34 protein-coding genes and 1 tRNA gene are annotated in these 24,021 nt (G+C 36.6%); 5 read left to right on the top strand and 30 right to left on the bottom strand.

The annotated features are described in order from the left end of the window. Positions 1-8: 8 nt before the first annotated feature. The 12 genes from DWZ33_RS08585 to DWZ33_RS08525 form a co-directional block, all read right to left on the bottom strand. Positions 9-311 carry a DUF4312 family protein gene (locus DWZ33_RS08585; protein WP_118454530.1) on the bottom strand — a complete coding sequence of 101 codons (303 nt, stop codon included), beginning with the start codon at positions 309-311 and terminating at the stop codon, positions 9-11. After that, complete coding sequence (locus tag DWZ33_RS08580) at positions 301-666, bottom strand: SFCGS family glycine-rich protein (RefSeq protein ID WP_118454529.1); 366 nt, start codon at positions 664-666, stop codon at positions 301-303. Before DWZ33_RS08580 ends, DWZ33_RS08585 begins: the two co-directional genes overlap by 11 nt. Beyond that, positions 648-1,028: a PRD domain-containing protein gene (locus tag DWZ33_RS08575; protein ID WP_182425599.1), complete on the bottom strand. Its 381-nt coding sequence runs from the start codon at positions 1,026-1,028 to the stop codon at positions 648-650. The genes DWZ33_RS08580 and DWZ33_RS08575 overlap by 19 nt, the downstream gene beginning before the upstream one ends. Beyond that, complete coding sequence (locus DWZ33_RS08570; RefSeq protein WP_118454527.1) at positions 988-2,130, bottom strand: amidohydrolase family protein; 1,143 nt, start codon at positions 2,128-2,130, stop codon at positions 988-990. The genes DWZ33_RS08575 and DWZ33_RS08570 overlap by 41 nt, the downstream gene beginning before the upstream one ends. 165 nt (positions 2,131-2,295) lie before the next feature. Continuing rightward, positions 2,296-4,212: a PRD domain-containing protein gene (locus DWZ33_RS08565; protein ID WP_118454526.1), complete on the bottom strand. Its 1,917-nt coding sequence runs from the start codon at positions 4,210-4,212 to the stop codon at positions 2,296-2,298. Between the two features lie 365 nt (positions 4,213-4,577). Next, positions 4,578-4,784 (bottom strand): hypothetical protein, encoded by a 207-nt coding sequence (locus tag DWZ33_RS08555; RefSeq protein ID WP_022938080.1) that lies wholly within the window; start codon positions 4,782-4,784, stop codon positions 4,578-4,580. A 362-nt stretch (positions 4,785-5,146) separates the two neighbouring features. Next, positions 5,147-5,851 carry a hypothetical protein gene (locus DWZ33_RS08550; RefSeq protein WP_118454524.1) on the bottom strand — a complete coding sequence of 235 codons (705 nt, stop codon included), beginning with the start codon at positions 5,849-5,851 and terminating at the stop codon, positions 5,147-5,149. 240 nt (positions 5,852-6,091) lie between these two features. Next, a complete protein-coding gene (locus DWZ33_RS08545) occupies positions 6,092-6,670 on the bottom strand; it encodes a rolling circle replication-associated protein (RefSeq protein ID WP_118454523.1) in 579 nt (192 codons plus the stop codon). After that, positions 6,667-7,101, bottom strand: coding sequence for a hypothetical protein (locus DWZ33_RS08540; protein ID WP_147352878.1), 435 nt, complete (start codon positions 7,099-7,101; stop codon positions 6,667-6,669). The genes DWZ33_RS08545 and DWZ33_RS08540 overlap by 4 nt, the downstream gene beginning before the upstream one ends. 591 nt (positions 7,102-7,692) lie before the next feature. After that, the gene (locus DWZ33_RS08535; protein ID WP_118454521.1) at positions 7,693-7,890 is read right to left on the bottom strand and encodes a hypothetical protein; all 198 of its coding nucleotides are present in this window, start codon (positions 7,888-7,890) and stop codon (positions 7,693-7,695) included. Then, on the bottom strand, positions 7,883-8,083 hold the full coding sequence (locus DWZ33_RS08530) for a hypothetical protein (protein ID WP_118454520.1): 201 nt from the start codon (positions 8,081-8,083) through the stop codon (positions 7,883-7,885). The genes DWZ33_RS08535 and DWZ33_RS08530 overlap by 8 nt, the downstream gene beginning before the upstream one ends. Then, complete coding sequence (locus DWZ33_RS08525) at positions 8,073-8,327, bottom strand: hypothetical protein (protein ID WP_118454519.1); 255 nt, start codon at positions 8,325-8,327, stop codon at positions 8,073-8,075. The genes DWZ33_RS08530 and DWZ33_RS08525 overlap by 11 nt, the downstream gene beginning before the upstream one ends. Positions 8,328-8,691: 364 nt before the next feature. Here DWZ33_RS08525 and DWZ33_RS08520 point away from each other — a divergent pair, with 364 nt between their 5' ends. Further along, positions 8,692-8,931: a hypothetical protein gene (locus tag DWZ33_RS08520; protein ID WP_118454518.1), complete on the top strand. Its 240-nt coding sequence runs from the start codon at positions 8,692-8,694 to the stop codon at positions 8,929-8,931. Between the two features lie 12 nt (positions 8,932-8,943). On the opposite strand, the gene DWZ33_RS08515 is transcribed toward DWZ33_RS08520, so the two are convergent. The 8 genes from DWZ33_RS08515 to DWZ33_RS08480 form a co-directional block, all read right to left on the bottom strand. Continuing rightward, positions 8,944-9,198 carry a DUF3850 domain-containing protein gene (locus DWZ33_RS08515; protein ID WP_118454517.1) on the bottom strand — a complete coding sequence of 85 codons (255 nt, stop codon included), beginning with the start codon at positions 9,196-9,198 and terminating at the stop codon, positions 8,944-8,946. A 449-nt stretch (positions 9,199-9,647) separates the two neighbouring features. Beyond that, positions 9,648-10,520 carry a hypothetical protein gene (locus DWZ33_RS08510; RefSeq protein ID WP_118454516.1) on the bottom strand — a complete coding sequence of 291 codons (873 nt, stop codon included), beginning with the start codon at positions 10,518-10,520 and terminating at the stop codon, positions 9,648-9,650. Positions 10,521-10,581: 61 nt separating this feature from the next. After that, a complete protein-coding gene (locus DWZ33_RS08505) occupies positions 10,582-10,827 on the bottom strand; it encodes a hypothetical protein (protein ID WP_118454515.1) in 246 nt (81 codons plus the stop codon). Positions 10,828-10,839: 12 nt separating this feature from the next. Then, on the bottom strand, positions 10,840-12,240 hold the full coding sequence (locus DWZ33_RS08500; protein WP_118454514.1) for a hypothetical protein: 1,401 nt from the start codon (positions 12,238-12,240) through the stop codon (positions 10,840-10,842). Positions 12,241-12,338: 98 nt separating this feature from the next. Next, on the bottom strand, positions 12,339-12,569 hold the full coding sequence (locus tag DWZ33_RS08495; RefSeq protein WP_118454513.1) for a hypothetical protein: 231 nt from the start codon (positions 12,567-12,569) through the stop codon (positions 12,339-12,341). Between the two features lie 184 nt (positions 12,570-12,753). Beyond that, positions 12,754-13,029: a hypothetical protein gene (locus DWZ33_RS08490; protein WP_118454512.1), complete on the bottom strand. Its 276-nt coding sequence runs from the start codon at positions 13,027-13,029 to the stop codon at positions 12,754-12,756. Continuing rightward, the gene (locus tag DWZ33_RS08485; protein WP_147352877.1) at positions 13,026-13,208 is read right to left on the bottom strand and encodes a hypothetical protein; all 183 of its coding nucleotides are present in this window, start codon (positions 13,206-13,208) and stop codon (positions 13,026-13,028) included. Before DWZ33_RS08485 ends, DWZ33_RS08490 begins: the two co-directional genes overlap by 4 nt. Before the next feature lie 97 nt (positions 13,209-13,305). Then, positions 13,306-13,518 (bottom strand): hypothetical protein, encoded by a 213-nt coding sequence (locus DWZ33_RS08480; RefSeq protein WP_118454510.1) that lies wholly within the window; start codon positions 13,516-13,518, stop codon positions 13,306-13,308. Positions 13,519-13,684: 166 nt separating this feature from the next. Between DWZ33_RS08480 and DWZ33_RS08475 the strand changes: the two genes are divergently transcribed. Continuing rightward, complete coding sequence (locus DWZ33_RS08475; protein ID WP_118454509.1) at positions 13,685-14,002, top strand: hypothetical protein; 318 nt, start codon at positions 13,685-13,687, stop codon at positions 14,000-14,002. A gap of 11 nt (positions 14,003-14,013) precedes the next feature. Here the strand turns inward: DWZ33_RS08475 and DWZ33_RS08470 are convergent, their stop codons facing one another. The 7 genes from DWZ33_RS08470 to DWZ33_RS08440 all read right to left on the bottom strand — a co-directional run bounded on the left by DWZ33_RS08470 (position 14,014) and on the right by DWZ33_RS08440 (position 18,193). After that, entirely contained in the window at positions 14,014-15,141 is a 1,128-nt protein-coding gene (locus DWZ33_RS08470) for a site-specific integrase (protein ID WP_118454508.1), read from the bottom strand. Positions 15,142-15,257: 116 nt separating this feature from the next. After that, positions 15,258-15,331, bottom strand: a tRNA-Trp gene (locus DWZ33_RS08465). A gap of 249 nt (positions 15,332-15,580) precedes the next feature. Then, positions 15,581-15,889 carry a hypothetical protein gene (locus DWZ33_RS08460; protein ID WP_118454507.1) on the bottom strand — a complete coding sequence of 103 codons (309 nt, stop codon included), beginning with the start codon at positions 15,887-15,889 and terminating at the stop codon, positions 15,581-15,583. Between the two features lie 28 nt (positions 15,890-15,917). After that, positions 15,918-16,436, bottom strand: a complete 519-nt coding sequence (locus DWZ33_RS08455) for a GNAT family N-acetyltransferase (RefSeq protein WP_118454506.1) — start codon at positions 16,434-16,436, stop codon at positions 15,918-15,920. Positions 16,437-16,513: 77 nt separating this feature from the next. Continuing rightward, complete coding sequence (locus DWZ33_RS08450; protein WP_220452417.1) at positions 16,514-17,266, bottom strand: carboxymuconolactone decarboxylase family protein; 753 nt, start codon at positions 17,264-17,266, stop codon at positions 16,514-16,516. 2 nt (positions 17,267-17,268) lie between these two features. Further along, complete coding sequence (locus DWZ33_RS08445; RefSeq protein ID WP_118454505.1) at positions 17,269-17,805, bottom strand: flavodoxin family protein; 537 nt, start codon at positions 17,803-17,805, stop codon at positions 17,269-17,271. A gap of 13 nt (positions 17,806-17,818) precedes the next feature. Beyond that, positions 17,819-18,193, bottom strand: coding sequence for a MerR family transcriptional regulator (locus tag DWZ33_RS08440; protein ID WP_022938086.1), 375 nt, complete (start codon positions 18,191-18,193; stop codon positions 17,819-17,821). Positions 18,194-18,375: 182 nt separating this feature from the next. On the opposite strand from DWZ33_RS08440, the gene DWZ33_RS08435 reads away from it, so the two are divergent. Genes DWZ33_RS08435 through DWZ33_RS08425 form a run of 3 tightly spaced genes read left to right on the top strand, consistent with a single transcriptional unit; the run spans position 18,376 to position 22,402 of the window. Beyond that, on the top strand, positions 18,376-18,807 hold the full coding sequence (locus DWZ33_RS08435; RefSeq protein WP_022938087.1) for a MarR family winged helix-turn-helix transcriptional regulator: 432 nt from the start codon (positions 18,376-18,378) through the stop codon (positions 18,805-18,807). Further along, positions 18,804-20,537 (top strand): ABC transporter ATP-binding protein, encoded by a 1,734-nt coding sequence (locus DWZ33_RS08430; RefSeq protein WP_022938088.1) that lies wholly within the window; start codon positions 18,804-18,806, stop codon positions 20,535-20,537. The genes DWZ33_RS08435 and DWZ33_RS08430 overlap by 4 nt, the downstream gene beginning before the upstream one ends. Continuing rightward, positions 20,534-22,402 carry an ABC transporter ATP-binding protein gene (locus DWZ33_RS08425; RefSeq protein ID WP_022938089.1) on the top strand — a complete coding sequence of 623 codons (1,869 nt, stop codon included), beginning with the start codon at positions 20,534-20,536 and terminating at the stop codon, positions 22,400-22,402. The genes DWZ33_RS08430 and DWZ33_RS08425 overlap by 4 nt, the downstream gene beginning before the upstream one ends. Positions 22,403-22,503: 101 nt before the next feature. On the opposite strand, the gene DWZ33_RS08420 is transcribed toward DWZ33_RS08425, so the two are convergent. From DWZ33_RS08420 to DWZ33_RS08410, 3 genes are all read right to left on the bottom strand, one after another. Then, on the bottom strand, positions 22,504-23,004 hold the full coding sequence (locus DWZ33_RS08420) for a nitroreductase family protein (RefSeq protein ID WP_022938090.1): 501 nt from the start codon (positions 23,002-23,004) through the stop codon (positions 22,504-22,506). Positions 23,005-23,031: 27 nt separating this feature from the next. Beyond that, positions 23,032-23,268, bottom strand: a complete 237-nt coding sequence (locus DWZ33_RS08415; RefSeq protein WP_022938091.1) for a hypothetical protein — start codon at positions 23,266-23,268, stop codon at positions 23,032-23,034. Between the two features lie 64 nt (positions 23,269-23,332). Next, positions 23,333-23,968 carry an SdpI family protein gene (locus tag DWZ33_RS08410; protein WP_118454504.1) on the bottom strand — a complete coding sequence of 212 codons (636 nt, stop codon included), beginning with the start codon at positions 23,966-23,968 and terminating at the stop codon, positions 23,333-23,335. Positions 23,969-24,021: the final 53 nt, after the last annotated feature.

Genomic DNA, 24,021 nt, shown 5'->3' with positions numbered 1-24,021 from the left:
CTACCTCCTTACAGTTCCATATATTGAACTTCAACACTAATTTTTAAACGAATTGTAACCTCTTCTTTAATTCTCGGCATAAAGATGAACAGGAAATGTTCCTTTGAAGTTGTAACCTTTTCCTCAAGAATCTGAACATTGGTTGGTTTTAAATAAATAATTGCACCATTTACCACTTCATATACACGTTTGCGCATATCTGTAAAAGCCTTAGAAATAGCATCTGCCCGTCCCTGCTTTGAACTGGCACTGACTTCAATATCAACCACTTTCTGTTTTAAATCATTACCGTCCTGTTCATTATTTTTCATACTTATCTTTCCATGCCTTAACAATCGTTTCACCCAGCTCTTCGCTGTCCATAAACGGGAAGCCAATCACCTGACAGCCTTCCTTAACACATTGAGCGCCAGCTGCCGGCGTCCGCTGATACTGCTTATATTTATAACCATATTTAGTAGCTGCCGTAACCGCCCCAGCACCGCCGCTGCCGCAGAAGCTCAAACCAAGATCCGCATTATTCTCATGCATGACATCGCCTAGCTTCATATCCGCCAGCATACCTGGAATTAAAATAGCGGTTCCGCCAGCTGCTTCAATTCCTTTCGCCGTTCGCTTTCCATCACCCATCCGATGACCAATTACAATTACTGGTTTATTTGACATGATCCATCCTCCTTTGATATCCCTGTCTGTAAATAAATTGCAAATAAAACTTTTTCTGCTTGATTCAGCAAAATACCATATTTCCTGCAGATTGGTGTCAGACATTCTTCAGCATAATCAAGGCTTCGCTTTGAAACTTGCCGATATACATCTTCATTAACTTCAATCTGCGCGCATTCATTTGTTTTAAACCTCAGCAGCATCACATTGATATGATTGCAAAGCGTCACCTGAAAATCATCAGGAATGATGATTTGATGAGCTTCAAGATAAGCATTGATGCTTTCAAAATCATCACTGACAGCTGCGATTTCTTCATGATTAAGCTTTAGAATATCCCTCAGTACACTGATATAATTCACTTTCTCCACCTCCAGATACCATGACTTTTTCCGGCACTATACATTGACTGACTTTCTGAAGGTTATAATAACAATCTTCTAATTCAAGATTTACTTCTTTTATGTCAAAGAAAGTGAAATCTGCTGATTTGCCGATTTTAATTTCCCCCAGCATATCCAGATGATATGTTTTGGCTGCCCGATAAGTAACGCAGTCTACTACATCCAAAAGATTCATACCCATTGCCATGCATTTACTCATTACTATTGCCAGTGAATAAGCCGGCCCATTAATATTTGACAGGCGGATATCCGTACTGATCAAATCTGGTGTAAAGCCTTTATGGAATGCCCTTGCTGCTACCGGATAACAGAAGCTGGCACTGCCGTGACCCACATCGAATAATACACCTCGATTTCTGGCTCTCACAAAGCTGCGTTTCGGTGTTCCATCTTTTTGAAAGAGAGATACTTCCTTGCCATGATAAGTATGCGTTATGACATCACCTGCTTCCAGAAACTCAACCAAGCCGCAGGGATCAGGCGGGAATGTGCCAACATGAACAGTTACCGGCAGACAGCGCTCTTTCGCAATAGACTTTGCCTTTTTCACTAACGCATATCCCTGATCGTTAGTAATCGTATTGCTGCAGGCAACCTTGATGCCTAAAAAGATATCGGGATAGCGGTCGAAGCATTCCAGATAATGGGCAGGATTTATTTTTTCAACATCCATGTCAGCCATATCTTTTGAAAAACCATGCTCACTATGACCGCTGAGCAGCGCATAATATTTTGTCTTGGCAGCCTTAGCTTCAGCCGCAAATTTATCAGCTTCATCCACCGCTGCCGAACCGCATTCAATCATCGCCGTCACACCCCGATAAACACCGAGCTTATCCACATCCATTACAGCCTCACGAAGCCGATTGTGCATGTGAATATCAATCATCCCGGCACTGACATAAAGTCCCTCTGCATCGATTACCTGGGCGTTTTCATCATTAATCACATCCTGGATATCGGTAATCAGACCATCTTCGCAAAGGATATCCTTCTTTACTTGGTGCAAATCATTATGTTTATCTACAAGAATACCATTTTTAATCAAAACTCTTTTCAAATTAAGACACCTCTTTTCCAATTTATGAAGATAAGTATTTTCACCCTTTTTCTCTAGTTTTATCAGGTGTTTCTTTATCTGATATCAGAATAGCATTGAATTTGTAAAATTAAAATAACAAAAACACCACATGATTAGTGCAATCAAATGGTGTTATTAAAGAATTCAAATTAAATAACGGAGAATCGCTATTGCTTCAATTGGGTCAATATAGACACCGAGCTTTTCTTCCATGACATGCAGAAACTTTACAATAATTTCATATTCCTTGGAATATGCTTTTTTCATTTCTTCATAATCAGAAGCACTGATGAAACGGCCATTAACCCAGCGCGGCACCGACATAACAATATGGGCGAGAATCCCTGAGAACCGATGGTAATCAACGACTTTGCCATGATTGGCCGAACATTCTGACATCATGATACAAGCCTCAACACATGTTTCCGCATAGAGTTCAGCTGAAAGTGAGGCTGGTTCACTCGCCGCAAAATTGAAATTGATTAAGCTTCCCAGACGGGCTGAAAATTCATTGACTTTGCTGCCAGGTACATATTGTGTAATCAGTGAATTCATTAAATCTGTGGCATCTGTTAATGAAGGCCGACTATGAGTTTTACCTTCAACAATAACCTCTTTTATCTTCAATATTTCCTGTTCACTGACAAAGGGACTAACCAAAACAACCGGTTTTTTAATATCATGAAGCGGTATTGTGGATAGAATCAGATCCGCATTATCCACTAAATCTGACTGCCTTTCTAAATCAAGAATTGGAATCATGCCTACAATATGAACTTCCGGCATATTGTTCATAATGCGGGCAGCCAACAGCTTGCTAGCTCCCCGTCCTGTATTGCACACCACCAGGATACGAGCTTCTGCTAATTGATGACTTTTCTCTAGGCTGCGGCAGAAATAAAGCGTTAAAAACCCGATTTCATCTTCATCCATCGATAAGCCATACACATCCTCAAAAGCCTTTGAAGCATGTTCAACCACACCGTAAAGCTCTCCATATTTAGCTTTTATTTGTGTCAGAATTGGATTTGTATTTGGTAAGTTCAGCTTATAGCGATTTAAAGTTAACTGAATATGAGTCAGAATGTCATTTTTCAGCTGATCATATTCAACAGCCAGTTCAGGATATACATGCTGCGCCTCTTTCAGCATTGCCTCTACTGCTTGTACCAGTTTACTGGTTTCTTCTTTGACAATCTTATCATCAACCCAATAGGTATAGTTCGCAATGATGAAAGTCAAAAATTCAATTTGTCCATCGTCAAGACACAGGCTGAATAGATTATTGATTTCCTGCGTCAGCCGTTCAATTTTTATATGATTCTCATCATTGAGTACATCAGCATAATAATTGTGATTCAACTGTAATGAATTACCATAAGAACAGCGTTTAATAAAAAAGGCAAGCCATATTTTCAGCCTAACATAATCATTAATCATTAAAACGAGGTCATCATTAATAAAATTAAGCAGCTGATCAATCTGCATCTTTTCCACATTGTTTAAAAAGGTGTCTTCACTTTCAAATAGCAGATACTGAATCTTTTTCTTATTAGCCTTTTCAATCAATGCATTGATTAACGATATAACATCGATTTCTTCACCTTTCAGATAGAAACCATGATTCTTTCTGCCAACAACCTGCAAGTGATAATCTGTGAGCTGTTCATTGACAGCCTTTAATTCATTCATGACGGTATTTTTTGATAGCTGCATCTTTTCAGCCAAAGCTTCTGCGGTAATTGGATTAGGCAGCAGTAAAAAGCAGAACAGCAGGACATGACTGCGGTCTTCGGCACGGTAAATGCTTAGGTTTTCAAGATTGATTTCCTTTTCTAATTGATTATATATATTTTGTTTTGCATCAATTCGCATTCCAAGACCTGGTACTTTAATAAAACTTACTCCCTCAAGAGTATTAACATAATCGCTGATTTCATTGATATCATTACGAATCGTGCGCAGTGATATGTTATATTTAGCAGCCAGAGCTTTGGCTGTAATCGGCTCTTTAGCTGCCTCTAAATCTTTTAGGATAAAGCTTTGCCGCTGATTCAGCATACTATCACCTCTTCCAATAGTATAACATTATAAGCTGATGATGAAATACTCAGCGATGATTTAAGATCAAATACCGTGTTAGTTTTATTCATTACCTTTTTCATTTACACAAATAAGTATTCCAACACGATCTAATATTTATCACTTTTTTTATTTTCTATGCTAGAATGAGAGTAAGATAAACATCAATAAGAAAAGAGTGATACAAATGCTGTTGCAAGCGATTCAAAATTACAGTTCATCTGTTATCGATTTTTATGGATTTGATTCATTCACATTTTGGTTTGGCATAGTGATTGTCATTATCATTCTTGTATGGCTGATAAGAAAAAGAAATAAGCACTCCTGAAATAAAATACGATTATTTATGATAATTCCAACATCATAAATACTATCACAATGATGATCATTGCTGCTGTAACTGTGATTATCCAACTCCACTTATTTCCTAAATTCATTGTCCAAGCATAAAGCCCTTTCCGCCTGACAAAAATATTCAAGTCTTCATGATTGCAGTATATCCGTCCTATCATTAATTGTTCTACTTCTTCCTGAGAATATTTCCTTTTCATAATTTAACCTCACTCTAAATGAGTCAACATCTATGTAACTAGTTTATCAAATTCAAAGCATAGCTACAACGTTATACTAAAAATTATCCATGCTTACACAAAAGCAGGAAACAGGATTCGTATATGGAATCTTCATGTTAAGAAAGGAGGCAAATTTATGGATAAGAAAACTGTCATTAAGTATGTACTTATATTTATCGCAGGTTTATTGGTTGGCTTTTTTATTCTTTAACTTTTTAATATTCGTTAATATGCGAAGAAAAAAATGGCTTTGTCCAAGCTTAGATTCAGCTTTCTCAGAATAAGCCAATAGCCAAAAATCAAATCCAGTAATAAATGCTTCCAGAAAAAAGAACGCTTTTTCAGCGTTCCTTAACAGGCAACATTTCTCTATAAGTTATTGCTTTAAGTTTTGTAAGATTAATGTTTTCTAATGCATATAATTGATCATCTTTTAATACTAAATCAGTATTATCATTAACTGAAACTTCTTCATCATTATCAACATAATACAGATTATCCTTATCTAAGTTTAAATAAGCTAGTAATTCGTTGTTGCTGAGAATATGGCCTGTTTCTAAATCAATATGAATAATTTCATAATTTGCCGGTCTTAAGCCAGCTTCAAATAGAAACCACTGATCCCTAATCACCAATGAAAGAATATTTTTGTTCAAATATGCAGAGATATCCATGAAATAGCCTTTTCTTAATGTATCTCCCTCATATTGAAGTCCGTTTACATATTTATCATAGCGTTCTGCCATTTGCTGATTAAATTGATTAATTTCGTCACTGTCTAAGTTGATTTGAACTTTATCAAGCTGATATGAGAAATCCCATCGATCATTAATTTCTCGTTGAAAATCAGTAACTGAAATATCGATTGTTTCAATTGTAACCAATTCATCTATACTATACTTTAATTCTTCTGATTCTTCTGGTTCTACAGGCTTTTCCGGCTGTTCAACAATCGAAGGTTCTTCCGGTTCCTCGGCTTTTGGCGGTGTTTGGACACATCCTGCTATCATTGTCATCCATAAGAAACTTGCTAGTATTTTTTTCATATCCTCTATCCTCATTACTATAAATATACGAGATTTATTAAATTATTTCTTCTTAAAATTTGAATTTTTTCATAATAAATTAAAAAAGCCTTATTTATAAGGCTTTAATTGATATATGGCAGGGGTGGAGAGGTGAACAGTATTTATATTTTACTGCCATTTTACCTATTTTTTTATTAATTTATTCCACATTTTCCATATTATTTAATTTTTTTTATTCATATTTTATGCATGGCTTTGTTAATCATTCATAACAATTACATCACCGAATAAATCGGTTAATAAATCTGCTTGGTTATAAGTATAGCCAATGCTGAATTGACTCTCATATATCGGTTCTAAAGCTTCATAATCAGCTTCAGAAGTTGTCAATTCCAATATTTCAGGTTTAAAACAGTTTGACGAATACATGAAGCGCCTGCGGCCTTTTGTATATTCATCATCAATATGCTTCGTAACATACTTTAAAATATACTTACAACAAGCTTCCAAATTATCTATTTTCGTGACTGTTGAATAACCATGTTTATAAGTATTCCAATTATAAACCTGTTTACCCTTTTTAACAATCGGTTTTCCACCTAATCTATGCCCCAATGGATAAGTAGCTTTTTTAAGCATTTTTTCGCTTTCATCCTCTAAATAAATAAGACCATGGAAGTGATAAGCGCCATTTTCGTGTTTTTCATGGATAATCAAATATTTAAAATTCGGACAATTTTCCTTATTTCTCGTTTTAAAATGATTGAAAAAAGAAGATATCTTTTTAATACACTCTTGATAATTATAACGGTCTACCTTTTTATCATTGAATGTCAAAGTGATAAAATAATTCCATTCATTCGCTCTTGCAATATCATAAATCTTAGTTCTAGTCTTAACAATATTATTGCTTTTTTCCTTAGATATTTTTCTCTATCCGCAGTATCGGAAGGAGTATAATTATAATCATCAATTAAAGGTAATTTTTCTTTTGTTTCCAATGTTTCTATATTTGTATCAATATACGTTTTTGATTTACTGCACATATAAGACCATAAGACATCGCCATAAATACGTCTACCTATCCGATCGGCTTCCTTTTCTTTAGCTAAAAAAGTAAAGGAATGTTCTGTTTCTTCCCAACCTGATTTCTTTTTATATGCAGTAAATTTTAATCTTTTAATTGATACGTCACCGTTAGGATAACGCTTCTCAACCGTATTAAAAGCATTGTATAACTGCGACGTATCGGAGACACTGTATCGCATGATAAACTTACCTTTCGTTTCTTTTTGGTTGACTTCGAGGGGTATAGTCAAGTATAGTACCCCTCTCGTTTGCTCATAATCTGCTCTATTATTAAGCAGATTATTAACTGCCTTGTACTGCCTAATAAGGCTCAAGGCTGTTTTTTGCTCACCGCCTTGCGACCTGCTCCGCTATGCTGCGCTGATCACAAGACTACAAGCAAAAATAGGATAATTGATTTTATGTCAGCCGTGCTGACGGCTGACAGATACGCAAAGAGATTGCAGACAGCCACAGAGACGCACACGCTTGTTGATTAGTACGTTCTACCTCTCCTTGTACCGTCAAGCGGTGCAAGGCTCTGCCGAGGGCCCTGACAGGGGTCATTATTTGCCTATACCGCTATCTGCTTTATACTGCTTTTCTGCTTCGCCCGGCAGGCGATTGACAGAATGTGATACGGACAGCTAGTCTTTTTTATAGGAATGGCCGCTGACGCTCTCGGGGGCTTGTCAGGTGCGTTTGTATCATAAGCGCCTACAAAGAGTGATAGACCCTTATTAAAAGCAGCTGAGGGCGATTGTGTGGCTGAGGGGGAAAGAAAAGAGGTGCTAAACCTCTTTATCCTTAATTTTGATAATCATATCGCGAAGTTCGTCAGCTTCAATTTCATAAGAACGCATAACCGATAAAGAAATCAAATTATCTTCATCATACTTATCTCGATAATTGTCATTTCTTTCTTTTTCTTTTTCATACATAAGGAGCGTGTAATGATATGCTCTCGTTAAAATCGTTAATTTATCCATTTTTTTCTCCTCTCAAGAAATCTCCCATTAAAATTTTGTCTATGATTGCTTCAACATGTTGCAAAATAACCATGTTTTCTATTGCCTGTTCAACTGGTTGAGGAACTTCAAGACGTTCATCAATCTGCTGCTTTAATTCTAATAATAAAGTAACTACGATAATACGCTCATTATCGGTTAGGTTAATTAGCATTTTCTTTACCTATCCCTTTATAATTTTCAGCAATGATAATTAACTCATGCAATTCATTGTAATCATCGTTTAATCTTTCTAAATTTGTTATGATAATTTCATCATCTTTACCATGTACTTCTTTATACCCTTTATTTCTTTTTTCATTATAAGCAATTATATTGATCGTCGAACTCAATGCTCTTTTTAAATACTTAATTAATGTCTTTATTTCTACTTCTTTTCCTAACAATTTTGTTGTCATATTCTTTCCTCAGGGGATTGCCCTTTTTTAACTAATTTAGTAAAATGAGGGCGGCGGTTGACCGCCCGTGTGGGATACTGCTATTCTTTAATTCGGTTTAGAAACGCTTGAAGGCTCTCAATTCTACAAGCATCTAAACCTTTTTCTTTGCAGTATTCTTTATATTCTGAAAACATTATTTTCACCTCCTTTACCTTACACCTATATTATAAATCAATTTGAGTTATATGTCAACATCATATTGAGTTATTTTTAATTAAATATGAATTATTTTTTGCTGAAGCAATGACATAATTTGATATATTTATAAATAGTATTGATTTATTTAAAATTAAACCTTATAATAAAATCAAGAGGTGATACCATGAGTAAATCAAAAAAGATTAAATACTTACTAGATTGTAAGAATATCAAAAGTAAAGATTATGCAAAAAAATTAGGTTTAACAAGGCCACAAGCGCTAAACACTAAATATATAAGAGAGTCATTCAGCAGCAATGATTTAATAAAATTAGCTGATATAACGCATACAAAACTAGTTTTCTATGACTATCTTAATGATAGAATAATAATCGAATTCGATAATGATGATTTAAGCGATTAACAATCGCTTTTTTTATCGCTCATACATATTCAGCAACATAATTGAGAGACACACATATCCCGGCTGAAGATATGTAGGATTGTCTAAGATATAAACTATACAGCAGATACAATAACGGCCAGTAAGACCCATTAATGTATTTTCACGTATAACTAGGATATCATTGACCTTATAATTTCGGTCATTAAACCTTATTTCAAAACGCTTAGCTCCATTAATTATTTCCTGATAATATTCGGGATAACATTTTATTTCATGTGTTTTCATGACAACACCAAGTTCCTTTCTAACTTTTCAGAGTAACATTCAATATCGCGCGTTTGCATCGTCTGAACACAATACAAATAAATGACACACCTAATATGAGCAACACTGCTTCAAATGGATATGAATAAACAAGTATAAAAATCATTTCTACCATTTATTATTTTCCTTTCTTTTTCAATCCGTTAATAATGCTTAATATTAAAACCCTGCAATAAAAGAAATAAAATTGATATGAATATTGCATTACCCATTAAATTCAATTCATTAAATCTAAGAATTATTTCTTTCATACTGTTTTTTTTCTTTCTTTTTTAAAATTAGATAATCATTAATGAATAGTATAGCTATATAAGAAAGACGAACAAAAAAAAGTAAAAAAACAATTGTAATACACAAAAACGAAATTAAAAAAAATAAATCCAATAATGTAACCATTTATAAATCCCTTTCTAGCTTTTAGAAAAAAAGCTGCCGTCAATCTTAATTTCTTCATTTCTTGGAATAAAGCCTGATTTTTTATATCGTTCTATCTTTTGATACGTATCATAACAATTGCGCAATTCATCACTATGAACAAAGAAATAAGTCTTATCATATCGAATAAATTTCTGCTTTTCCATGTCATAAAAATCAGGTCTTGAGCGTCTCACAATCGTTAAGCAATTGAATAAAGTCTTAGGCACATAAACATAACTCACCTGCTCACGCAGCTCTTTTGTAACTCTGCTAAATACTTGAGCAGTACCAGCGATTAAAGAACGCTGCTTGCGCTGCTGACAAAGTTCGGCTAATAATTCGTAAGGTACATTACCACTATCCTTGCAAGACAACTCCGTTTGTATTTCATCAAGCACCTTAATCACACCGTATTTGCCATTATTCACATTCAAAATATCCTTGATACCCTTTATATCACCGTCTTTAAATGATAGGTTTAAATTAGCGTGTATCTTTGCTTTGGGATACTTATTTTTCATACGCTTCAGATACTCACACATTGCAATCGTCTTACCAGAACCTTGAGGACCACAAAATAAAATGATACCTGTTTCTTTGAATTCGTACGGATCCCGCGTCAGCATATCCTTTACTAAACGCTGCGGAAAATCAACAAACAAACGTTTTGCAAAAGAACGCTTTTTAACAACAGGAATATAATCAGGTTCAACTCTAATAATCGGATATTTCTTTATCTTCACTTCGTAATAATATTTGCCCATTACAACAATGAACATATACAATCCCAATAAAGCGAAAGGTGATAAAACAATACCAAATAAAATTAAAAAGAATTTACCTATACTACCAAATATATTAAACACAGAAAACCTCCTTCCCTCGAGGCGCTGTTCGGCTCAGCCGAACAAGCGCTCAACTTCGCTGCTAGAACGGTAACCATGATACAATCCAACCAAAAACAGAAGCGACAAGCTGAAAGTTATCGACCACGATTTTAAGCGTTAAAAGCATTGCCAGTGAACCCATAGGCAGAAAGTAACCAAGATACTGAAACAGAGCATTAGCACCCTCAACAAAGCCCGTAGGAAGCACAAAATCAATCACAGGCAATAAATCTAAAATGAGCGATAAGATACCAAGCAATAAATTAGCCAATAATTCAAATATCATTTATCACTCACCTCACTTTTTACGTGCCTTATGCATGGCATTCGATATCTTATAAGGAACACGCAACAGATATAAAGACCAAGCACTAAATGAAATAATGGCATGGAATAATGTTCGGTGTTGGTCGAAGAATTGAAAATCAAACAGTTCGAACTCTCCACTACCTAACCAACTAGGCAGCTGCATGATATAACTAGGAGCGCCACTGCTTGTAGGTGAAGAACCTGAACCAGTCATCATAGATACAACTGATGAAGTAATCATGCCTACTTGACCGACAACGGGAAGTTTCTGATTTACCGTTTCATTCATTGATGTTAATTTATCACTCATAAAATTATCAGACGGTATAAAGAGCATTTTAATCAATCCTGTTAAGGCATCAATTAAGCTGCTAATGATATTACCCAATGCGTTAGCAATACCGCCAATGGCATCACCTAAGCCACCGATAGCGTCTCCCAAGCCTCGAAGCAATCCACCTATCAAATTACCCAGAAACTCAATCCAACTTGGCGTATCTTCGGGCCAATCACTATCAGAACCAGTAGCAGGTGGAATATCTGTATCAGTTGCAGGTTCTTCAGTACCGTCAGTAATTATATAAGTATTATTGATAATCGTATTATTTACTATTTGTATAGTGCCATGAGGTTGCCATGATGAAGTATCTTTATCATAACAAACACGATAATATTTTTTATCTGAAGGTCTTTCATCATCAGAACCATAAGTATCATCGTCAGTAATCACAGGCTTTGTTTTACCGTTTTCGTCAACATCACGACCAGCACCACCGCCACGAGTTACACCACCACCAAATTCATGACCTATTACAGAAGTTGAACTATCAGTAGTCGTACCATCAGGAAACGTATATATGCAAAAATAATCAGGATAATTAATAACAGGTTTTTCAGTATCTACAATTGTTCCATCGAATAATCGATAATAACCTTTAATAAAAAGAGTTCCTTTTACACCGTCTTCGCTTAAACTGCCACTAGCAGTAATTTTTTTATCATCATAACCAAAAACATTAGTATTAGGTTCAGATGAATTACTTTTTGAATATGTTGTGGCATGCATTTTATAATAAGAAATATTATATGAACGAGCATTAATTGAAACAGCAAAATCATCATCACCTGCATAAAATGTATAAGATAATAAATCAATACCCCAAGAATCTGAATAACTTAAAACAACAACATAATATTTATAACTTAAATCTTTATCGGAATAATGCTCAGTTAATACTTCCATAGAACGACTTATAACTTCTGAAATAGGTAATTCTCTAGCCCTATATGCTTTTATTTCCATTGATGTTTGAACAGCTGGACTAAGCATAGTAAGAAAAGCCAAACATAAGGCAACAAACCACACCGTAAACTTGCGAAAAAATCTCATATTCTATCACCTACCTTTCTTTATAAAAAAAGGAAACAGGCGAACCTGTTTCCAAGGCGTAAGCCTTAAACATAATAAATAAAATAACAGAAACTAAACTACATACCGATTAAAGCACCACGCAACCAACCGTAACCCTTACGCACGATAATCATCGTAACTGTAACTGGTAATACAGCACCAATACATGCCGTAAACATAGGTACTACTTGCGTTAAATCAATCTTATCAATCAAACCGGCAACTTGAGTGATAGGATCAGAGCCAACTACTTCGCCCTCCATTAAAATAATGGGTGCCAAAGCAGTCGCTAGAGTATTTAAAAGCAACTATGAAATCCTCCTTTCCTTTATATAAACAATGAACCGAAAAAGTTGTAAAAATGTTTGAATATGGATAGGACTAAGAAAACTATCAAGATAAATATAATTATCTGGAGGGTATTCTGAACAGCTACAACGTTTTCGTTCAATGCATATACCAATTCATATAAATCAACTAATTCCATACCATTTACTTAGCAGGGGTTTCAATTATCTCAAAATCACCTATTTTACCTTTTTGATTAAATTCAAGGTTAATAGTTTTACCGAGCAAACGGTCAGCCGTGCCAACAGTCACTTTTGAGAAGAAACGCTTGTTAGAAATGAATTGTGACAGAACTGTATGACCGTGTATATAATCTTCCTCAAATTCTGTAACCAAATGCAATTTAACGCCTTCAATCATTTCACCTGTTTCCTTGTTAGGAAATTTAATTTCTTGTAAACCTAAAATTTTATATTTCATGAGTTTTTTTCTCTCCTTTCCCTAATACTGTCAATAATAAAGCCAATAAATGAATTTAAAACAACAAATAATCCAAAAAGCAATAAAGCCAAAATAATTAAAATAAAAAGAATGACACAAGCATAAAGCAAAAAATAAGCGACTTCACTAGAAGATAAAAATTCACCAAATGTCATCACAATAAATTACTCCTTTGTTTTCGTTGAATGCTTTTTTATTAATCGTAAAAAGAGCCAACCTACAATAATCACAACATTTAATACTAATAAAAAAGAGTTAAGAGTCATTTCCTTTTTTTCCTTTCTTTAATTTGTCGCTGAAATCGTAATAATCGTTAAATAATGTTACTGGTATACTAGCTTTAGTAGGCAACTTATTTTCATCAAGTTCGTAATACTTTTGTATTCTCTTAATAATTTCAGCAGCCCTACTTTTACTAACACCTAATATATACTGCAAGTCTTTAATACGATAAAATTCAACCTCCAATATATCACCCCCATATTATCTATACATAGATAACTTATAATTAAATTATAGCCACATATGGATATTTGTCAACATAAAATTATCTATAAGTGGCTAATTTGTTAAATAATGTAAATTAAATAACTCTTTTATGGGTATAATGTTTACTATGGAGGTATTTAACTATATGGAAAATACAAAAATAGAATATTTAGTAAAAAAGAAAGGTAAATCAAGAAGAAATGCTTCAATAGAAATGAATATACCTTTATCAACGCTTAATCACATACTTGATAAAGATATAAAATCAACAACAGGTAAAAACTTATTAATTTTATCAAAATACTTAAATTTGAGCGTTGACGATTTGCTCAAAGAAAACGATGAAATAAACAAAAAAATAAAAGTAAATGAAATAAACAATTTACTAAACACATTCAATGATGAGCAACTAAATTCAATTAAAACGATGATAGAAGCCATTATAAAAATAAAAGAGAACTGAATAGTTCTCTTTTATTGAAAATCATCATTTAAAGCATTTAAAATATCGTCTTCAGCATTTTCAAACCAATGAGCATATGTTTTATGTAAAGTATCCACAGTATCACCTAAACGCTTAGCAATATCATAATCATACATTTTCTTACTAATTAAATAAGAAGCATGAGAATGACGTAAACAATGTATATGAATTACTGGCAATTCAAACAAACCTTTTTTATTAAGTTCTTCATTTAAAGATATAATAGAATTATGAAAATGACGGCGAAAAGTCTCAGGGGGCAAAGGATCGTAACAGCCAAAGACAAAACAATCATTTTTAAAACCGTACATACTAGATTGTTCATTTTTCCAATCAATCATAAGTTTTAGCAAAACTAAAGGCATTTTAATATAGCGATTAGAATTCTTAGTTTTTGGAGTAGTAATCTTATATCGAATTGAACCATCTGTTTTATGGTTAACGGTTTGATAGATATGAACTTTATTATTAATTAAATCAATATCACTCCACTTTAAGGCTAAAGCTTCACCTTTTCTACAACCCATGTAATATAAAAAATTAATTAAAACATAATATTCACGGCGAATGTTACAATTATTAATATAAAACTGAAATTGTTCAGGAGTCCAAAACATAATATCAGATTTTATAACATCCTTATGAGTTGGCAAATAAACACCTAAGAAGAGATTGCTATCTAAATAATTATTATCAACAGCATAATTAAAAATTTTTTTCATAGTATAAAATATTTTACTAGTATAATTACTAGAATATTTATTATCACATGAAGCTATAAAATCATTAACCATTTTTTTAGTAATCAAATTAATACGAATAGAACCAAATACAGAATTAATAACTTTAAGACATATTTTATCAGTAACCAACGTAGACTCTTTAATAATACGTTTCTTAACATTTAAATATTCTAACGAGAGCTCATCAAATGTAAAATAACTTTCTGAATATAATATAGCTGAAACATTTTTTAAAAATATTTCTTCAATCTTAGCAGCTTCTTTTTTTGACTTAGCACCCTTTGCTAATCGTTTGTATTGAATGTATTTTCCAGTACGAATATCTTTATACTTACCTCTATAATAATATTTATTATTACTCTTATAAACCGCCATAAAATGCCCCCTTTAAAAAAATTATAACACTAAAAAATTTATTTTGTATGCATATGAATATGCACGAAAAAGTGAAAACATAAAAAAAGCCTTATAAATAAGGCTTTATTGATATATGGCAGGGGTGGAGAGGATCGAACTCCCATCAGCGGTTTTGGAGACCGTTATACTACCATTGTACTACACCCCTAAGGTTTACTGCTTTAATACTTTATCATATTTTTTTATCGATGACAAGTAGTAACCGTGAATAACTTAAAAAGAAATTCAGCCATTTTTTAGTAATTGATGTTTAGAAATACGAATTCTGGAAATAATGACAGTGAAAGTAAAGCGCCATTCCCATTGAGCGTGATGACCTCAAGGCACTTTACTGACACTCCCTTTTACAATTTGTCAGAAAACAGTCACTTCGGTGGCTGTTTTCTGTTTCTGCCAGCTACAACAAGTTTGGATCCACTTGATCATGATCATTCCGCAATTTATAACCGCAATACGGACAACAATTAAACTCTCCAAAAAATGCACTTTCATTTGGCAGCTTCGCATCACATTTTGGACAGCGCCAAAATTCATAATAAACAATAGCTGAAGCAAGCATGAAAAGAAAACCGCCGGCAGCAAGAATATACAAACAGATCATACTATCCAGCTGATAGCCCAGCCAGCATGCCGCAGCAAATAATAGACAGCTGACAATTAATAATCGATACGACAACCGCCGCCATTCATAAACTGTTTTTTTCATATTTACCTCTTGGCTTTTTTTCACATAACTATCTATATATCTTATAAAGCAGCAGCTTCAATTGCTTCCCGCTCTCAGTAACAATTGGATCAAGACCGATCTGTTCACATTCAAAACGCTTTACTAATGCCAGACTTGCCATATTTCGCTCATCCACGGCGTAAATATAACCATTATATTTCTCTAAATCATTCAAAAAACTAATCATCGCGGATAATGCCTCATAGCCGTATCCCTGACGATGACAGCTCTGCTTTAGCCACAAACCGACCTCAGGGCTTGTCTCTTCAAGTCCAAATACCTCCATGCTGCCAAGAAATTCACCGCTCTTGCTTAAAATAAGCAGCTCCAGCATTCTGCCCTGATGCATCTCATTGACAAATTCATCCACCACTTGTTTGGCTGTGTCTATTGAAGAAAAGGGATCAGGATATTGAAGTCGAGCAATTTCTTCAGTAAACTCCTCCGCATAATTTTGAAGATATTGATAATCAAAAGGAACTATCTGCAGTCTTTCAGTTTCTAAATAAAAATTATCTGTTAACATATCCTACCCTCCTGTTAAGTCTATTATATCATTACTCCTACGATTCTAAAATATAGAAAAGCCCGATTAACGGGCTATTACTCAGGCAGGCATTCATTGATACAATTTAACGCATTCAAGGTGCGCGGAAAGCCGATGTGAATCAGGCATACAGTGATAGCTTCAATCATTAATTCTTTGCTGTTGCCGACCGCAGCATTCCCCTGTACATGACTTCTCAGCTGATTCTCACAGCCGCCCAGCGCCGCCAGCACACACAAGGTAATCAATTCCCTAGTTTTCACATCAAGCGCGCCGCGTGTATAAAAATCACCGAAACACATGGCTGATAAAGAATCCTGAATATGCATTTGATTCCTCGGCGCATTAGCCCGCAATTCATCAATTCGTTCACCAAAAATCCGTTTCTGCAAAGCCAAGCCCTTTTCAAATCGATCTGATTCATCACTTTGCCGCTGACTTGCAAGCGGCAGCTCAAAGCCTTCCGCCTTTAGTGTCTCATTGACCACATTCACAGCTTCCAGCGCCTTGGAGAAACCGATATACGGTGTGCATTGAATAATCACTTCCTGTATCTCCTCAGCCTTCAAGCCCGCATTTAAACCCGCATGCACATGCTCAGGCAGCTGATTCAGCGTCTGATTCGTACTCAGCACCGCCAATGCTATTATCTCACGCTGCTGATCATTAAGCAGGCTTCGGTTATAAATTTCACCATATGCAAATAATTCATAAAGATGTTCTAAATCATGATTTTCATCATGCATCAATCCAGCTTCACCATACAGACACTTAATCTTGTCAGCAGCAGCCCTCTCTCTGTCCATCATAACTATACCTTCATGTCCATCTCATAGGCTTCATGCATGACAGGCATCGGCTTGATCTCACCTTTTTTCCATGCGCCGACACCATAAATAACACCCTTTTCCACAGGTTCTACTAAACAATCCGTGAAACCGCGGAAGCCTTCAATCGTTCTTGTCATCAATGCCCGATCATTTTCTGCCGCGGCGAGAATGTAATAGAATTCCTTATGACTGATTTCCATATATCTTGCGCAGGCTCGGTCAATCAATGTTTTCATTTGCGCATTCATTGTATAAAAATAAACGGGAGTTGCCATTACCAGCACATCAGCCGCAATCATTTTCTCTAATATCATTGCCATATCATCAGTCTGCGGACAAGGTTTCCCAAACTCGGAGCATAAACCGCAGCCTGTACAATAATTTATCTTATAATCACTCAGACACAGCTTTTCAACTTGATTGCCGGCATCTAAAGCACCGCGCATAAATTCATCACATAACAAATCAGAATTGCCGCCTTTTCTCGGACTTGCCGATAGAATCAGTATATTTTTCATTTTTCACCCTCACTTATCTTAATTTTTTCTCTGCCTTCATCAAACCCTTTTCATATTTATCGATTTTCTGATTTAAACGATCCAATGAAAGCTGCATTTCCTTCATTCTTTCCTGAAGCTGATGACGCTGTTCAATCAATAATGCCTTGCGCGCGTCAATCGTTTCATCGCCCTTTTGAAACAAGGCTACATATTCAATCAATGCTTCGATCTGAACACCCGCCTTGCGCATACATTTCATTAACTCAATCCATGCGCATGAATTTTCATCATAATCCCGTATACCGCTTTTAGTTCTTGGTACCGGCGGAATTAAACCGATGCGTTCATAATACCGCAGGGTATCACTTGTAATATCATATTTCTTACTGACTTCCGCTATTGTCATGCCATCCCCTCCTGTTAAGCTCATGATAACACTTGGAGTACACTCCAAGTCAAGCCCTCTTTAATCTTTTTATCACTTATGTCAAAGATAAGGCACACAAATCTACTTGACATCCTATATAGTTAGCGATATCATTACTTAGTCGATTAATTATTAGTCGGTTAACTAAATGGAGGTTGTTCATGACACCACGTGACATTATACGCAAAATACATGCTTTCAATCGTCTGCATGGCTGTGAAGTAAGACGAATCATGGAAAGTGAAGGTTTATATTACGGGCAGCTGCCGATTCTTGAAATTGTTTCTGAGAAAGGAAAATGCACTCAGAAAGAAATTGTTGAGGAATTAAAGGTTTCGGCGCCAAGTGTCGCTGTCAGCGTCAAACGGCTGGTTAAGCATGGTTATCTGATCAAAAGCAATGATGAAAAGGATCAGCGGGCAACGCTGGTCAGCATCAGTGAAAAAGGTCAGTCTGTCACCAATGCCTGCCGCAAAAAATTTGATGAACTGGATGACCGCTTATTTGCTGATTTCAGTGAAACAGATAAGGAACAATTATCCGCGTTGATCGTAAAACTTAATCAACGACTTGAAAAGGAGGGACAACAATGATTAAAACATTGGCTAAATACCTTAAGGGGTATGAAAAATATGCGATAGCCTGCATATTCTGTGTTGTTATAGAGGCAGTGTTAGAAATAATGATTCCCTTTATGATGGCTAAAATCGTCGATATCGGCATTACCAACCGTGATTTGGATTATGTTATCAGGGTTGGCCTGCTGATGTTTGGGATGTCCCTGGTTTCGCTGCTTGCCGGAGCTGCCGGGTCTTATCTATCATCAAAGGCTGGCATGGGCTTTGGCTCACAGATCAGAAAGGCATTATTCGATAAAATTCAGGACTTTTCATTTTCCAATATTGATAAGTTCTCAACCGCTTCCCTGATTACCCGCGCTACCGCGGATACTAACAACGTGCAGAGAATGTTTCTGATGCTGAATAAGATGGCATTCAGAAGTCCGATCATGCTGGTTGTTGCTATTGCGATTGCGGCTACGATCAATTCCCAGTTAGTCTTTATCTTCCTGTTGATTGTACCGATTTTAGGCTTTGCATTATACTTCATTATTCATAAAGCATTCCCTTTATTTGAGGCAATGCTAAAAAAATATGATGGTCTGAACGCATCTGTTCAGGAAAACCTAACCAGTATTCGGGTTGTGAAAGCTTTTGTGCGTTCTAAATTTGAGAAAATGAAATTTAAAACCAGCAATGACGCTTTGATGGAAGCTTCGATCAAGGCTGAAAGCTTCATTATCTGGAACCTGCCAATCATGCAGTTTTCCACTTATTTATGTATTATACTGATTCTTTGGTTCGGCGGTGAAATGGTGATGAACCAAACGATGCTGACCGGTGAATTAATGAGTTTCATCACTTATGTTACGCAGATTCTCATGGCTTTGATGATGCTGAGCATGCTGTTTGTTAACTGTCTCATTTCCGGTGCTTCCGCTGAGCGTATCGTTGAAGTGCTTAACGAAGAAATCGATATCGTGAATTCCGCAAATGCCTATAAAGGCCCTTTATCAAGCGGAACCATTGAATTTAAAAATGTTTCTTTCAAATATAAAAAAGAAAGCGAGGACTATGTCCTGAAAAATATTAACCTGAGTATTCAATCAGGTGAAACCATTGGCATTATCGGCGGTACTGGTTCAAGTAAGACAACCTTTGTTCAACTGATTCCGCGTCTTTATGATGTCAGTGAAGGCAGTGTTTTAGTTGATAACCGTGATGTCAGAGAGATTGATGTGGTAACACTGCGTGATGCCGTAGGTATGGTATTGCAGAAAAATGTCTTATTCAGCGGTACTATTGAAGAAAATCTGCGCTGGGGCAATGAAAACGCGACGCTTGAAGAAATTAAAGAGGCTTGTGTTGCTGCCTGTGCTCATGATTTCATTATGGATTTCCCTGATGGTTATCAAACGCATCTCGATCAGGGCGGCACTAACGTATCTGGCGGTCAGAAGCAGCGTCTGTGTATTGCCAGAGCTTTGATTAAGAAACCAAAAATTATCATTCTTGATGATTCCACCAGCGCTGTCGATACCGCAACTGATGCGTCAATTCGCAAAGCCTTTAATGAGACACTGTCTGAAACAACGACGCTGATTATTGCACAGCGTATCTCTTCAGTACAAGACGCGGATCGGATCATTGTTCTCAATGACGGTATGATTGATGATATCGGTACTCATGATGAATTATTAAGCAGAAATGCGATTTATCAAGAAGTTTATAATTCACAGATGAAAGGAGTGATCAGCGAATGAAAGCAGCAGCTAAACCACAAAACGGCGGTAAAACATTGCTGAGAATCCTTTCTTACTTATCAAGAAATCGAGTTCAGCTAGTTCTTGTAGTCCTGTTGGTTATTCTTTCCAGCGGCGCACAGGTAGCCGGCAATTATTTTCTGAAGCCAATCATTAATGATTATATTATGCCAATGATCGGTGTCAGCAAGGCTGCCCGCAATTACAGCAGCTTTATCATGATGCTTTGTATGATGGCGATCATTTATATCGTCGGCATCTGTTCTTCTTATGCTTATAAATATTTAATGATGAAAATGAGCAATCGCGCATTAAATGAAATCCGTACTGATTTATTTAATAAAATGCAGGATCTGCCGGTTAAATATTATGACACTCATGCGCATGGTGAAATCATGTCCTGTTACACCAATGATGTTGATACGATCCGTGAATCGATGAGTGAAAGCTTTACAGCGGTTATTCAATCATTAACAACAGTTATCGGTACGTTTACCATGATGGTGGTTTTATCTCCGTCACTGACATGTATCATTGTAATTATGATGATTATCATGTTCCTGACAATCCGCACGATCGGCGGTAAATCAAGAATCTATTTCCGCCGTCAGCAGGCTGCAATCGGTAAGGTAAATGGTTATGTAGAAGAAATGTTTGAAGGTGTTAAGGTCGTTAAAGTATTTAATCATGAAAAGAAAATCTGTGATACATTTGATGACTTAAATAAACAGCTGCGTGATGAAGCGACGATTGCTAATACGCTGGCATCGATCATCATGCCGATCATGGGAAATCTTTCCTACATCACTTATGCCTTAATTGCCGGTGTCGGTGCGACACAAATCATCGGCGGTACCTTAGATGTCGGTTCATTAGCCAGCTTCCTTCAGTATTCCCGCAGCTTCTCACAGCCATTAGTCAATATGTCTCAGCAATTCAACAGTATTTTGGCAGCCTTAGCCGGTGCGGAGCGAATCTTTGCGTTGATTGATGAAAAACCGGAAGTCGATGACGGTATCGTTACGTTGGTGAATGTTGAAGAAGTAGACGGTCAGCTTGTGGAATGTGAACAGCGGACAAATCGCTGGGCATGGAAGCATCCGCATGGCAATGAATTTACCCTTGTTGAAATGAAGGGAGATGTACGCTTCCATGACGTTGTCTTCGGTTATGAAGAAAACCACACAGTTCTGAAAAATATTAATTTATTTGCGAAACCGGGTCAAAAAATCGCCTTTGTCGGTTCAACCGGTGCTGGTAAGACAACGATTACGAATCTGATCAACCGCTTCTATGATATTAATAAGGGAAGTATTACTTATGATGGTATCGATATCAAGCTGATTAAAAAAGATGATCTGCGTACTTCATTAGCTATGGTGCTTCAGGATACTCATTTGTTTACTGAAACAGTGATGGAAAATATTCGTTATGGTAATCTGAACGCAACAGATGAAGAAGTTATTGCCGCCGCGAAGCTGGCAAACGCAGATGGTTTTATCCGCCATCTGCCGCAGGGCTATCAGACAATTCTTACCGCTGACGGCAGCAATCTGTCACAAGGACAGCGGCAGCTGCTGGCAATTGCCAGAGCCGCGGTAGCAAATCCACCGGTATTGATTTTAGATGAAGCTACCTCCAGTATCGATACAAGAACAGAAGCCATCATTCAAGACGGCATGGATCGTCTGATGAAGGGACGAACTGTCTTTGTCATCGCCCACCGTCTGTCAACCGTGCGCAATGCGAATGCCATCATGGTTCTTGAGCATGGTGAAATCATTGAACGTGGTGACCACGAAGAGCTGCTTGCCCAAAAAGGCAAATATTATCAGCTTTGTACGGGTGCCGAAGAATTATCTTAGAAAATTGTAATATTACCCGGGAAATTAAAGAGTCTGATTAATACCATAAATGGTTGTCAATCAGACTCTTTTTCTAGTTATTATACTGAAATTAGCGGCACTTAACGGTACCATGTGACTTTCTTTGGATCATAGCGATCCTGTGATTCCTTTACTTCATCAGGATAACCGACGGCCACAGCCGCAATTGGGATATAACGCTCATCAATTGCATAATAGTCCCGGAAGTTTTTGATTCTTTCCGCTCTAGGACCAATCGCGCACCAGCATGTGCCAAGGTTTAGATGGACAGCTTCCAGCAGCATATTTTCAATTGCCGCCGCCGCATCAACATATAAATATTCATCTGGCTGTGAAGCTTCCCGATCCCCCATTACGATGATCGCGCAGGACGCGGTTTTCATCATTCCTGTATAGGGCTGAAGCTCAACCATCGAATTCAAAGCCTCACGGTTCTTCACTACTAAAAATCGCCATGATTGTGTATTGCGGGCCGTCGGCGCGCTCATAGCCGCCCTCAGCAAATCTTCAATTTTCGCCTCTTCGACTTCCTGATCCGTAAATTTTCTAATACTTCTGCGCTTAACAATTTCTTCCAGCATTGGGAACACTCCTTTCATTTTATATGCTTAACAGCTGGCCATAAATCCCTGCTCACCCTGGGCAGCGGCAGCCTCCGCTTCCTGAATGGACAGAAATACACGCTGATGCAGCTGATCGATATCGATCACAAACTGCCCTTCACAGCCGCCGTAGCTGTCAATACTAAAGGTCTGCTTATTCCCAACACATTCCAGATCCATGATCCTGCCTGAGAATAATACACCATTTATCAAATAATAAACACGCTGACCATTTTCGATCATTCGCTTCACCTCACTATAAGCATACACAAAGATCAATAGAAAAGCCATCAAAATGATGGCCGAATTAAAAGCGCACTCTGCGAGCTGCCCGCCATGAGCAAAATACACAAAGGGCATAGCATAATACAAAAGTCAAAATCACCGCTGGCAGCATTACTAGATCCGCAACCAGCAGCACTGCCTCAGCACAGATCAGCAAACCGCCTAATACAAACAATACACCGCTCCAACGCTGGGTAACCGACCATGCAGCCTCATTTTTTAAGCTCCAATGAGTACGCAGTCCATTGCCTGAATTCAGCTTTGATTTATGGAACATAAACCCAACCACTATCATCAGCAAACCAAACAGCAGACAGAGATAACGCGGCAGGCTGATTGGGGTTAAGCCCTGATTCACATAACCGATATAGGCAAGTACATAAAGCATTGTCAGATTAACCGCGATCAACGGCAATAAGGAACAAAGCCACGCCTTGCTGGCAGCTTCTGTATATTTCACGATGGCTAAACCGATGCCGCCCAAAAGCAGAGAAACCGCAAAAAATATCAGCAGTTCAAAGACTGAACCGATCCGATCCACAGCACCTAATAAATCAAAATGCATCGGTATCTGAGATGGAAATAATATAAATGCAAAGATAAAACCAATTAAAGGCAGTATCATTAATAAAATCAAAACATTTTTTCTAGTATTCATCCTATCAACTCCATATATCTAACATTATACTCAAATTCAAGGTAAAATGGCAG

The organism is Dielma fastidiosa, assembly GCF_003475485.1.
Taxonomy (GTDB): Bacteria; Bacillota_I; Bacilli_A; order Erysipelotrichales; family Erysipelotrichaceae; genus Dielma; species Dielma fastidiosa.
Note: the sequence above shows the minus strand (reverse complement) of the source record. Positions and strands in the feature narration are given on the sequence as shown.

What these genes read in the sequence shown, in the direction of transcription:
- DWZ33_RS08435 (WP_022938087.1), top strand. Translation starts at nt 18,376, where the DNA reads ATGACACCACGTGACATTATACGCAAAATACATGCTTTCAATCGTCTG.
- DWZ33_RS08535 (WP_118454521.1), bottom strand. Translation starts at nt 7,890, where the DNA reads ATGGATAAATTAACGATTTTAACGAGAGCATATCATTACACGCTCCTT.
- DWZ33_RS08585 (WP_118454530.1), bottom strand. Translation starts at nt 311, where the DNA reads ATGAAAAATAATGAACAGGACGGTAATGATTTAAAACAGAAAGTGGTT.
- DWZ33_RS08555 (WP_022938080.1), bottom strand. Translation starts at nt 4,784, where the DNA reads ATGAAAAGGAAATATTCTCAGGAAGAAGTAGAACAATTAATGATAGGA.
- DWZ33_RS08425 (WP_022938089.1), top strand. Translation starts at nt 20,534, where the DNA reads ATGAAAGCAGCAGCTAAACCACAAAACGGCGGTAAAACATTGCTGAGA.
- DWZ33_RS08505 (WP_118454515.1), bottom strand. Translation starts at nt 10,827, where the DNA reads ATGATATTTGAATTATTGGCTAATTTATTGCTTGGTATCTTATCGCTC.
- DWZ33_RS08490 (WP_118454512.1), bottom strand. Translation starts at nt 13,029, where the DNA reads ATGAAATATAAAATTTTAGGTTTACAAGAAATTAAATTTCCTAACAAG.
- DWZ33_RS08500 (WP_118454514.1), bottom strand. Translation starts at nt 12,240, where the DNA reads ATGAGATTTTTTCGCAAGTTTACGGTGTGGTTTGTTGCCTTATGTTTG.
- DWZ33_RS08520 (WP_118454518.1), top strand. Translation starts at nt 8,692, where the DNA reads ATGAGTAAATCAAAAAAGATTAAATACTTACTAGATTGTAAGAATATC.
- DWZ33_RS08445 (WP_118454505.1), bottom strand. Translation starts at nt 17,805, where the DNA reads ATGAAAAATATACTGATTCTATCGGCAAGTCCGAGAAAAGGCGGCAAT.
- DWZ33_RS08550 (WP_118454524.1), bottom strand. Translation starts at nt 5,851, where the DNA reads ATGAAAAAAATACTAGCAAGTTTCTTATGGATGACAATGATAGCAGGA.
- DWZ33_RS08580 (WP_118454529.1), bottom strand. Translation starts at nt 666, where the DNA reads ATGTCAAATAAACCAGTAATTGTAATTGGTCATCGGATGGGTGATGGA.
- DWZ33_RS08410 (WP_118454504.1), bottom strand. Translation starts at nt 23,968, where the DNA reads ATGAATACTAGAAAAAATGTTTTGATTTTATTAATGATACTGCCTTTA.
- DWZ33_RS08450 (WP_220452417.1), bottom strand. Translation starts at nt 17,266, where the DNA reads ATGATGGACAGAGAGAGGGCTGCTGCTGACAAGATTAAGTGTCTGTAT.
- DWZ33_RS08565 (WP_118454526.1), bottom strand. Translation starts at nt 4,212, where the DNA reads ATGCTGAATCAGCGGCAAAGCTTTATCCTAAAAGATTTAGAGGCAGCT.
- DWZ33_RS08460 (WP_118454507.1), bottom strand. Translation starts at nt 15,889, where the DNA reads ATGAAAAAAACAGTTTATGAATGGCGGCGGTTGTCGTATCGATTATTA.
- DWZ33_RS08430 (WP_022938088.1), top strand. Translation starts at nt 18,804, where the DNA reads ATGATTAAAACATTGGCTAAATACCTTAAGGGGTATGAAAAATATGCG.
- DWZ33_RS08455 (WP_118454506.1), bottom strand. Translation starts at nt 16,436, where the DNA reads ATGTTAACAGATAATTTTTATTTAGAAACTGAAAGACTGCAGATAGTT.
- DWZ33_RS08515 (WP_118454517.1), bottom strand. Translation starts at nt 9,198, where the DNA reads ATGAAAACACATGAAATAAAATGTTATCCCGAATATTATCAGGAAATA.
- DWZ33_RS08420 (WP_022938090.1), bottom strand. Translation starts at nt 23,004, where the DNA reads ATGCTGGAAGAAATTGTTAAGCGCAGAAGTATTAGAAAATTTACGGAT.
- DWZ33_RS08530 (WP_118454520.1), bottom strand. Translation starts at nt 8,083, where the DNA reads ATGCTAATTAACCTAACCGATAATGAGCGTATTATCGTAGTTACTTTA.
- DWZ33_RS08525 (WP_118454519.1), bottom strand. Translation starts at nt 8,327, where the DNA reads ATGACAACAAAATTGTTAGGAAAAGAAGTAGAAATAAAGACATTAATT.
- DWZ33_RS08415 (WP_022938091.1), bottom strand. Translation starts at nt 23,268, where the DNA reads ATGATCGAAAATGGTCAGCGTGTTTATTATTTGATAAATGGTGTATTA.
- DWZ33_RS08540 (WP_147352878.1), bottom strand. Translation starts at nt 7,101, where the DNA reads ATGCGATACAGTGTCTCCGATACGTCGCAGTTATACAATGCTTTTAAT.
- DWZ33_RS08470 (WP_118454508.1), bottom strand. Translation starts at nt 15,141, where the DNA reads ATGGCGGTTTATAAGAGTAATAATAAATATTATTATAGAGGTAAGTAT.
- DWZ33_RS08440 (WP_022938086.1), bottom strand. Translation starts at nt 18,193, where the DNA reads ATGACAATAGCGGAAGTCAGTAAGAAATATGATATTACAAGTGATACC.
- DWZ33_RS08475 (WP_118454509.1), top strand. Translation starts at nt 13,685, where the DNA reads ATGGAAAATACAAAAATAGAATATTTAGTAAAAAAGAAAGGTAAATCA.